Annotated in this window: 12 protein-coding genes; 9 read left to right on the top strand and 3 right to left on the bottom strand. The window is 36.4% G+C overall.

Going from position 1 to position 8,930, the window contains the following annotated elements:
* The first annotated feature begins 433 nt into the window (after positions 1–433).
* A complete protein-coding gene (locus PVK70_RS18230) occupies positions 434–1,246 on the top strand; it encodes a phospholipase D-like domain-containing protein (RefSeq protein ID WP_130049385.1) in 813 nt (270 codons plus the stop codon).
* A gap of 138 nt (positions 1,247–1,384) precedes the next feature.
* On the opposite strand, the gene PVK70_RS18235 is transcribed toward PVK70_RS18230, so the two are convergent.
* Entirely contained in the window at positions 1,385–1,702 is a 318-nt protein-coding gene (locus tag PVK70_RS18235; protein WP_054776277.1) for a CcdB family protein, read from the bottom strand.
* Entirely contained in the window at positions 1,703–1,948 is a 246-nt protein-coding gene (locus tag PVK70_RS18240; RefSeq protein ID WP_012535294.1) for a type II toxin-antitoxin system CcdA family antitoxin, read from the bottom strand.
* A gap of 250 nt (positions 1,949–2,198) precedes the next feature.
* On the opposite strand from PVK70_RS18240, the gene PVK70_RS18245 reads away from it, so the two are divergent.
* The 8 genes from PVK70_RS18245 to PVK70_RS18280 all read left to right on the top strand — a co-directional run bounded on the left by PVK70_RS18245 (position 2,199) and on the right by PVK70_RS18280 (position 8,063).
* Positions 2,199–2,453, top strand: coding sequence for a type II toxin-antitoxin system Phd/YefM family antitoxin (locus PVK70_RS18245; RefSeq protein WP_011263488.1), 255 nt, complete (start codon positions 2,199–2,201; stop codon positions 2,451–2,453).
* Entirely contained in the window at positions 2,444–2,758 is a 315-nt protein-coding gene (locus PVK70_RS18250; RefSeq protein ID WP_011263487.1) for a type II toxin-antitoxin system RelE/ParE family toxin, read from the top strand. Before PVK70_RS18245 ends, PVK70_RS18250 begins: the two co-directional genes overlap by 10 nt.
* A 714-nt stretch (positions 2,759–3,472) precedes the next feature.
* Positions 3,473–3,988, top strand: coding sequence for a GNAT family N-acetyltransferase (locus tag PVK70_RS18255; RefSeq protein ID WP_130049383.1), 516 nt, complete (start codon positions 3,473–3,475; stop codon positions 3,986–3,988).
* A gap of 161 nt (positions 3,989–4,149) precedes the next feature.
* Positions 4,150–4,428, top strand: coding sequence for a type II toxin-antitoxin system RelE/ParE family toxin (locus tag PVK70_RS18260; RefSeq protein ID WP_012534781.1), 279 nt, complete (start codon positions 4,150–4,152; stop codon positions 4,426–4,428).
* Positions 4,428–4,721: a HigA family addiction module antitoxin gene (locus tag PVK70_RS18265; protein ID WP_017023495.1), complete on the top strand. Its 294-nt coding sequence runs from the start codon at positions 4,428–4,430 to the stop codon at positions 4,719–4,721. The genes PVK70_RS18260 and PVK70_RS18265 overlap by 1 nt, the downstream gene beginning before the upstream one ends.
* A 1,280-nt stretch (positions 4,722–6,001) precedes the next feature.
* The gene (locus tag PVK70_RS18270) at positions 6,002–6,886 is read left to right on the top strand and encodes a hypothetical protein (RefSeq protein WP_130049382.1); all 885 of its coding nucleotides are present in this window, start codon (positions 6,002–6,004) and stop codon (positions 6,884–6,886) included.
* 148 nt (positions 6,887–7,034) lie between these two features.
* A complete protein-coding gene (locus PVK70_RS18275; protein ID WP_130049381.1) occupies positions 7,035–7,436 on the top strand; it encodes a hypothetical protein in 402 nt (133 codons plus the stop codon).
* A gap of 162 nt (positions 7,437–7,598) precedes the next feature.
* On the top strand, positions 7,599–8,063 hold the full coding sequence (locus tag PVK70_RS18280; RefSeq protein ID WP_060993039.1) for an ASCH domain-containing protein: 465 nt from the start codon (positions 7,599–7,601) through the stop codon (positions 8,061–8,063).
* Between the two features lie 165 nt (positions 8,064–8,228).
* On the opposite strand, the gene PVK70_RS18285 is transcribed toward PVK70_RS18280, so the two are convergent.
* The gene (locus PVK70_RS18285; protein ID WP_130049380.1) at positions 8,229–8,735 is read right to left on the bottom strand and encodes a hypothetical protein; all 507 of its coding nucleotides are present in this window, start codon (positions 8,733–8,735) and stop codon (positions 8,229–8,231) included.
* Positions 8,736–8,930 lie beyond the last annotated feature (195 nt).

The raw sequence follows: 8,930 nt of genomic DNA on the forward strand, positions 1-8,930 counted from the left end.
TGCTTCAATGGTTCTTTGGTTTTGCCTCATTTTAGCCTGCATCCGTGTTTTTCTCGCCGCATTTTCAATCCCAATTGTGGTGAGGATATTGGGTTTATCAGTTCCAAACTAGCTGAAACCAAGCCGTTCAAATAGCGTTGTAAAGGTATTTGTTTTTCTTCACATTATTTCTAGTTTTATGTTCATTTTGTTCGCTTAATTACCATCGGTAAATTAGAATCAGGGCTTAGAAAATCTTGGCAGAGCAGTTCTTTACCAAGTTGGCCAAGCCGAAAGAGAGTCCGCACAACAATCGCATCAACACGATTTATTACACTCGGCGTTCTGGGTTTGTCTTTAGTTTTGTGATTAAGGCGGTTAAATTCAGGTTGGTTGGCATAGTAATAAACGTGTTATGCAAGCGTTATGTGTTTTTTCTAGTTTAAGGGTATAAATGGAAATTTCTGATTTTTCGATTGAGACATTGAAAGCGTTCGTTACTGGTGATGATTCTCCTGCGCCGTATTTAAGTGGCAGCGAAATGGTTAAGTTCTTTAATTTATTTGGTGTTCGAGATGTCTACTCCTATGGTAATGGTGGATTTCCTAATGGAGGTAGCCGTAAAGATTATGCAGTTACTACGTTAAAAGCATTAAATGGTACAGCTCAATTTAAACCAATGATCGAAGGGTTAGTTGATAGTCGAAGATCTTCAAATTATGAAGAAATCGCAGATAGTATTAATAAAATAATAATGCATGACGGATATCAGTTAGAGAAAAATAGCTCGGGCGTTTACAAAGTCTCTGGTGCAGAGATGGAAGATAAAGTTGATGTAGAAGCTCACTTTCAGGCGATTCACGAACAAATTATTAATAATATAAGAAATGCAAAATTTTCAATTTGGGTTGCGATGGCTTGGTTTACCGATAAAGATATTGGAAATGAACTGCTTCAACGACATAAGGCAGGGTTAAATATTCAAGTTATTGTTAATGACGATGAAACTACTGCAAAGTATGGCTTAGATTTCGGTTCAAGAGGTGTTGAATATTATAAAGTAGCTCCATTATCACAATGGGGTAAAAAACTAATGCATAACAAATTTTGCGTGATTGATATAAAAAAGGTCGTACATGGTTCATATAATTGGACTAATAACGCAAAATATAATAACGAAAGTATAACTATTACTGAAAGTCGAGAGTTAGCGGAAGATTTTTCCCAACAATTTATTCAATTAAAACAGGCTCATAAAAAAAGTTAACGTGAGTTTAATTGTTTACACATAACAAATGCATCAACACGATTTGCTACATTCGGCATTCTAGGTTTCTTTGGGTTTACCGTATTAAGTGGTAAATTTAGGCTTGGTTTGCATAGTAGCAAACGTGTTATGCAGGCGTTAAATGCCCGTGATTAAAAAATCAATTGCAGCAATGATCTCATTTCTGAAAGTCGATAACTCATTAACAGGTTCGGTTAAGATTTTAACTGGAACACTTGTCATTTGTTGAGTCAACATTATAAAGTCACCTTCATCAATATGAATTGTAGGACAAAGGTGACTTGGTGCTTTCTTATCAAGTAGTTCGATTGGTGTTAATGGAATGACTAATCGAGTATTTAAGTTATCAAGTAGATCACTTTGAACATCAACAAAATATGGGTAGGTTTTAGCTGAACTTTTATCTTTGTTTTTATATAGCGTAAATTGAGACATTTAAAATACTCGGTATGAATCGGAAAAAAGACCGTGTTTCTCGGTTAGTTCGTTGCAAGCATCAATAGCTTCAGAGTTTTGCTCTAACCATTCTTGTCTTTTCAACTTACTCACTTCTTGTGAAAGTGCTTTTTCCATTGTTGCTGAAAGGTTTATTTTTAAACGTTTTGCTTCAGCAAGCAGGTCACTATTTAAGGTTAAATTGGTCGCTTTCTTTACCGCTTGTGTATTATATTGATTTCTCATAACGTTACCACTCATGCGCATTAAGTATGTGGATTCAGTATATAACGTAAAAAGGCATTTAACAAATGCATCAACACGATTTGCTACACTCGGCATTCTAGGTTTCTTTGAGTTTACCGTGTTAAGTGGTAAATTTGAGCTTAATCTGTATGGTAGCAAACGTGTTATGCAGGCGTTAAATGAACTGTCTCAATGGATAATTAAGTGATACAATAGTGATACTTTGTTCTTTCGATAATGGAAACTGAATATGAAAGTTGAATTAGTCACTACATTAAAACGTCAAGCAACCAAGATTCTTTCTGAACTTCATGCTTCAAAAGAACCAGTGTTAATTACAGAGCACGGTCAACCGTCTGCTTATTTGTTAGATGTTGATGATTACGAGTTTATGCAAAAACGAATTGCTATTCTTGAAGGTATTGCTCGCGGTGAAAAAGCAATTTCAGATAATCGTGTAGTTTCTCATGAAGCCGCAAAAGAGAAGATGAATAAATGGCTGTAATTAATTGGACTGAATCAGCATTATTAGATTTGGACGAAATTGCAGAATATATCGCTATTAATAATATCTTAGCGGCTAAGGCGTTAGTTCAATCAGTTTTCCATCGTGTTGAGCGTTTAGAGGATTTTCCATTATCAGGCCGTAGTGTTCCTGAGCTTCCTCATTTAGATTATCGTGAAATTGTATTGCCGCCATGCCGTATTTTTTACAAAGTAACCAACGATGATATTGTATATATTCTTTACGTCATGAGGGAAGAGCGCGAGTTACGCCAATTTGTTCTCAATGACCGTGGTTTGCAGTAAGAGTTCATTTAACAATCGCATCAACACGATTTGCTACACTCGGCGTTGTCGGTTTGCCTTTAGTTTCAGTGATTAAGGCAGTAAAATTCAGCTAGGCCTGTATCGTAGCAAACGTGTTATGCAGGCGTTACACGAACTCTAAGATCGCAGTTTTTTGGCTCAGTTCAGCGATTGAGCCATTAGTTTTTTAGGCGTGAAAGTAGGGTGGATTTCCTTTTTCTTTGTTGCCTTTTAATATTCGCTTTATCAGGTTCGGCAATTTAACATTATTGCCAAAAGTTCATGGATTTCAGAAACCAATTCACGCTTCAATTGTTCATGGTTTTGCCTCATTTCGGTCAGCATCAGTGTTTTGCTCGCAGCATTTTCAATCCCAATGGTGGCAAGGATATTTGGTTTATAAGCTAAAAAATTGTTGAAGCCAAATCGTACAAATGATGCTAGAAAAAGGATTGCTTCGTTTCGCAGTTTTTGCAGTTGAACGGTTCTTTTGTTCGCTAAATTAGCTTTTGTAATTTAAAATTGGTTTGTAAATATTATTGGTAAATCAGTTCTTTACCAATTAAAGCGGAGCGTTGACAAAGATCGTGTAACAAAGCAATCAACACGATGCTAATTACACTCGGCGTTTGTGGTTTGAAGTATAATTGGTTTGGAAAGTAAGGTGTTCGCACGTGTTATTGCGGCGTTATACCGTTTAAAGGAGAAATTGACATGGAATTAGTTGTACCATCACTGGAATTGAAGTCAGCATTCTTTAGTTTCTTCGAGGATTATGCAGTCAACGACATTGGTAATATTGAATCGTACTTATTGGGAAAAGAGGATTTTTCTTCGTATATTCAAAGTTTAACTGATGAAAGTAACGGGATTAACTTACGTGAAGGTTATGTCCCATGTAGTCATTTTTGGCTAATTGATGATAATCAGTCTATTTTGGGCGTGGTTCGTATTCGTCACAATATAAATAATGAGTTTCTAGCACTGGAAGCAGGTCATATTGGTTATGATATAGCGCCATCATTTCGCCGAAATGGTCATGGAACATCGATTCTCAAATTGGCTTTAACTAAAGCCAAAGAACTTGGGCTCAATCGAGTACTATTAATTGCTGACGAAGACAATGTAGCTTCACGAAAAATAATAGAAAGTAACGGTGGTAAATTTGAAAATATCATAATGGGTAAGGTCTTTCCGGATCCATCAGCAAGGTACTGGGTACGCTGTTAGAAACGGTATAACAAAGCAATCAACACGATGCTTATTACACTCGGCATTCGTGGTTTAAAGTATAATTGGTTTGGTAATTATGGCGTTCAGCACGTGTTATTGCGGCGTTATATTTTTTATTGAAACTTGCGTCATAATGCGCAACGCGCTACACTATTCGTATGATTAAAACATTTAAGCACAAAGGTCTTAAAAAGTTTTTTGAGACTGGCAGTAAAGCGGGTATTCAAGCGAAACATGATCGCAAATTGAGAATGCAATTAGCTGCGATAGATACTGCAACCATTATTGATGATGTTGATTTGCCGGGTTTCAAACTTCATCCTCTGAAAGGGGATAGAGATGGAATTTGGTCAATTACAGTAAATGGTAACTGGCGTGTTACTTTCGAGTTTGTCGATGGTAATGCTTACATTTTAAATTACGAGGATTACCATTAATGGCTATGTACAATCCCCCACATCCAGGTGAGTTTATCCATGACGTTTATATGGAACCATTTGGCTATAGTTGTCGTTTTGTTGCTAAACAACTTGATGTTGCTGCTTCAACTCTAAATCGAGTGATAAAGGGTAAGAGTTCAATTTCACCTGAAATGGCATTACGTCTTTCAAAATCACTAGGTCGTACGCCTGAAAGTTGGTTAACAATGCAAGACAATTACGATCTATGGCAAGCAAAACAAAACGTGAATTTAACTAAGGTGCACACGATCAATTTTGCTATGGCGTAGTAAAATATAACAAATGCATCAACACGATTTACTACACTCGGCATCTCAGGTTGTCGGGTGTTTCTCGTTTTAAGGTGTCAATATTAAGTATAATTGCATAGTACTAAACGTGTTATGCAGGCGTTACACGAACTCTAAGATCGCAGTTTTTTGGCTCAGTTCAGCGATTGAGCCATTAGTTTTTTAGGTGTGAAAGTAGGGTGGATTTCCTTTTTCTTTGTTTCCTTTTAGTTTCCATTTCATCAGGTTCGGCAATTGACCATTATTGTCAAAAGTTCATGGATTTCAGAAGCTAATTCACGCTTCAATTGTTCATGGTTTTGCCTCATTTTATTCTACATCAGTGCTTTGCTCTCAGTATTTTCAATCCCAATTGTGGCGAGGATATTTGGTTTATCAGCTCCAAATTGGCTGAAACCAAATCGTACAAATGGTGCTAGAAAAAGGATTGCTTTGTTTCGCAGTTTTTGTAGTTGAACGTTTCTTTTGTTCGCTAAATTAGCTTTTGTAATTTAAAATTGGTTTGTAAATATTATTGGTAAATCAGTTCTTTACCAATTAAAGCGGATCGTTGACAAAGATCGTGTAACAAAGCAATCAACACGATGCTAATTACACTCGGCGTTTGTGGTTTGAAGTATAATTGGTTTGGAAAGTAAGGCGTTCGCACGTGTTATTGCGGCGTTGTGCGTACTGAGTCCGAAATTTTTTGCACGGTTCATCAATAGGATCGCGGCTTTCGTAGTTTTGGCTTAGTAAACGTAAATTTCTTCTTTGTTGCCTTTTGGTTTTCATTTCATCAGGTTCGGCAAATTAACCCTTATCTCCCTAAGTTCAGGCGTTTCAGAAGCTATTTTACGCTTCAATTATTCTTTGGTTATGCCTCATTTTAGTTTGCATCAGTGTTTTCCTCGCAGCATTTTCAATCCCAATTGTGGCGAGTGTATTTAGTTTATCAGTTCCAAAATTGTTGAAACCAAACGGTTCAAATGGTGTAAGAAATGTATTGGTTTCCATTTACTTTATCTCGCAATTTAAGAACATTTTGTTCGCTTAATTACTATTGGTAAATTAGAATCAAGGCTTAGAAGATCTTGGCAGGGCAGTTCTTTACCAAGCTGGCCAAGCCGAAAGTAAGCACGCACAACAATCGCATCAACACGATTTATTACATTCGGCGTTCTGGGTTTGCCTTGGGTTTTGTGATTAAGGCAATAAAATTCAGGTTGGTCTGCATGGTAATAAACGTGTTATGCCAGCGTTATGCGCTAGGAGGAAATTTGAAAGTTGAATTGTGTGAAATTAGAGTTGGGAAAGATAAAGCTGAAAAGTACGTACTCCAGATTTGGAAAGAACTTGATTTACCAAAAGTTCAACGAAAATTCCTTTATAACGAGGTAAAAATTAGCCAAGGGAAAGATGACGCTTTACACATAGATTTAAAAAAAGAAATAGATAGTGTTCGTAAAAACGGTAAAGCTAATATCCTTCAGCAAATGCTTGATCAGAAAGATCGCTTTTTAAGTACTCCAGTTTCAATATCTATTATGGGGGATGAGTCAGGGATTAAGTTTAATTTACAATCCCAGTATGCGGATTATTCGAAGAATGTAAGTTTTCCTGGGGGAATTGAAGCGCCTGAAGTTTCTTTTGCTAATGATATAACTCATTATCGAAAAGAAGCTTATAATGCTATTTTATCTGATGACTTTGGTAATCTAACAAGAGCTTATCGCTCTTATCTTCAATGTGCTGTTTCTTTAGTTGATTGTTTTTTACATAAATATACGTTTCATTTGAATGGATTGGTTGCTGAACCAAGCGAGTATTCAAATATTGCTACCTTGAACTCTCAAGCTCCACTAGAGGATCGACTTGAAGCATGGGTTACAACATTTGCTGCACATAAAATGACGGAGTTTAAATCGTCAAAATATCGTTCTAAGTTTATTGAACTTAAAGCTAAACGAAATGAAATGGTTCATCCTACGCAGCCAATGTATTGTTACAACGTTAAAGAAATGGTCAAATTCTTGAATTATGCACCAGAAGCTATTGGTGGTTTACTAGGACAGTTACGTGGGTTTGCACAAACAACAGATAAAATTGGCTTCATTCAACAAATGAAAACTGAACCTCCAATTAATCTGAAGAAACGCGCATAACAAAGCAATCAACACGATTTATTACATTCGGCGTTGTAGGTTTGTCTTTGGTTTTGGTGTTTATGTCAGTAAAATTCGACTAAGTCGCCGTAGTAATAAACGTGTTATTGCGGCGTTATAAGCATAGAATCATCTCATAGGATAAATTATGAAAGAACCTTGGAAAAAAGATACAAATGAACGTTATTTAGATATGGTGAAATCCGTAGTTAATTTATCCTCAGCTTCATTATTATTACCAGTTTTCTTCGCAAGGAACTTTATTGATATCCCTAAAGAGACTCCATTGATTTCAGTTTTTGGATGTAGCATTTATATAGCATGGATATTATTGGGTTTGTCTATTCTTAGTGGTTTATTTTATCAATACCTATCTGCGAAATGGTTAAGAATTGCTTGGGGCAAACCAGCAGGTATTTTATGGTCGAAGAATACTCCTGAATCAATAGTTGAAAATACTATGGAGTGGTGTTTATGGATCTGTATTGCCTATTTCATGTTAGGAATTGGGGCAACGTTATATTTCTTTATTAGCTATAGTGTTGGCTAAATATGAATTGCTTATAACAAATGCATCAACACGATTTGCTACATTCGGCGTTGTCAGTTTGCCTTTATTTTCAGTGATTAAGGCGTTAAAATTCAGCTAGGTCTGTATCGTAGCAAACGTGTTATGCAGGCGTTATATTGCGAAAATAGTTAAGAGGATTTCATGGAAGAACAGTCTCAAATCTACTTGGATCAGTATCTAAGCTCACTTTCTGAAATTGAACGTGAAAAGTATCAATCATTCAGTTCAGACTATTTCTGTGCTGATGAGCATAATGCCAATTTATGCGCAGAATTAATCCGAATTGGTCAAAAGACAGCAACTTGTAGCTTAAATGTTTGGTATGAATCTGGTGAAGAACCAATGCCAACCGTTGGTCACTTACAAGTAGTCGTTGATTGGAATGGGAAACCAATTTGTATCATTGAAATTGATTCAGTTGAAACGTGTAAATATAACGAAGTTACGTCTGAGTTTGTTCATGCAGAAGGCGAGGGCGACCGTTCATTAAAATGGTGGCGTGAAGCTCATTGGCGTTTCTTTGCTGCTGAATGTTCAGAGTTAAATATTCAGCCTAATGAGGAAATGGTTCTTGTATTGGAACGATTTCATGTCGTTTATCAATAGGCAATATAACAAAGCAATCAACACGATTTATTACATTCGGCGTTGTAGGTTTGTCTTTGGTTTCAGTGTTTAAGGCAGTAAAATTCAGCTAAGTCGTCGTAGTAATAAACGTGTTATTGCGGCGTTATATGCTCAAGAGAGTAAGATCCCTTGAGCTTATAGACCCTATCTTTTGGGTTTTCCTCGCGTAGATCCTCGAACAGAATCAGGAAACTTTTCCTTTAGGACTCTACGTCCAGCGGCTGTGACCTTATATTTATTATCGCCCGCATCCGCTATCCAATTGATATCTAATGCCCAACGTATGTTCGCTGGTGCATTCGTTGCTTTTAACCCTTTTAGTTGTTCAAAAAAATTACGATAGTCTTTAATTGTAAAATATTCTTTCCCTTGCTCTGATAGATAAATACCTACTGCTAGTACTATTTCGCAATACCTACGGACATCATGAGATTTACAAAATTGAGTAAAAATAGTATTTACATCTTCTTTTTCAGCAAGGGGCGCAGTTTTTTTTGTATCGCTTTGGGGTGTTTGTATATTCTGAGGGTTATCAATAATAGAAGAACTATCAGAATAAAGTAATGCTATGATTTTTCTAGCAAATTCAGGGGTTACATATTCATCAATGCTAATGTTTTTACCGCTTATTGTTAGTTTATGATTGCTCATTCTTTAATTTTCCTATTGATTTTTTTACATAATAACACCGCGAACTCTTATTTGGTAGCGCTAAAGGGCGCGCGGCGGCGTTTATTTTCGACGGTGGCGGGTGAGAAGTGAGCATATAACAAATGCATCAACACGATTTGCTACATTCGGCATTCTAGGTTCCTTTGAGTTTACCGTATTAAGTGGTAAATTTAG

The sequence above is a fragment of the Aliivibrio sp. A6 genome, assembly GCF_028765505.1.
In the GTDB taxonomy this organism is placed as follows: Bacteria; Pseudomonadota; Gammaproteobacteria; order Enterobacterales; family Vibrionaceae; genus Aliivibrio; species Aliivibrio finisterrensis_A.